Annotated in this window: 1 pseudogene; it reads left to right on the forward strand. The window is 48.9% G+C overall.

Annotated elements, in window-relative coordinates:
• Positions 1-657: pseudogene (locus R7P74_RS26975) on the forward strand (transcription-repair coupling factor); the annotation flags it as partial.

Here is a 657-nt window from a genome sequence, read left to right on the forward strand (position 1 = left end):
AAGAAGCGATTGAAGATTTCCGTACTCGTTGGCGCACCCAGTTTGAGGCGAGACGCGAGCCAGAATCCATCTACATGCAAGTCACCAAAGGAACGTGGCCGGCAGGCATTGAATACTGGCAACCACTGTTCTTCGACCATACCGAAACCCTGTTCGACTACTTACCTGAAGATTCGCAGCTGATCACATACGGCGACATTGAAGCCGCTGTCGACACATTCTTAAATGACGTCGAATATCGCTACGATCAAAAGAAAATTGATCCTCTGCGTCCACTTCTTGCCCCACATGATTTGTGGCTCAAGAAAGACGAATTGTTTGCACACTTCAAACAACTTCCTCAGGCACAGCTCAGCCTAGAGAAAGTAGTGAAACGTGCTGGCCGCCAAAACTTAGCGGTACAAACACTGGCAGAACTTGGCGTTCAACAGCAAAACAAAGAGCCATTGTCTCGTCTGCGCCAATTCAGCGAACAATTTACGGGCAAAATCATCTTTTCGGTGGAATCGGAAGGTCGACGCGAAGCCCTGACTGAGCTTCTGCAAGGCATCAAAGTTCGCCCAGTGGTGCAAGAATCGCTGTATCACGCTTTGGAGTCAGATCACCGTTTCACGTTGATTCTTGGTTCAGCAGAACACGGCTTTATTCATGACGAGC

It is taken from the genome of Vibrio sp. 2033 (assembly GCF_033339735.1).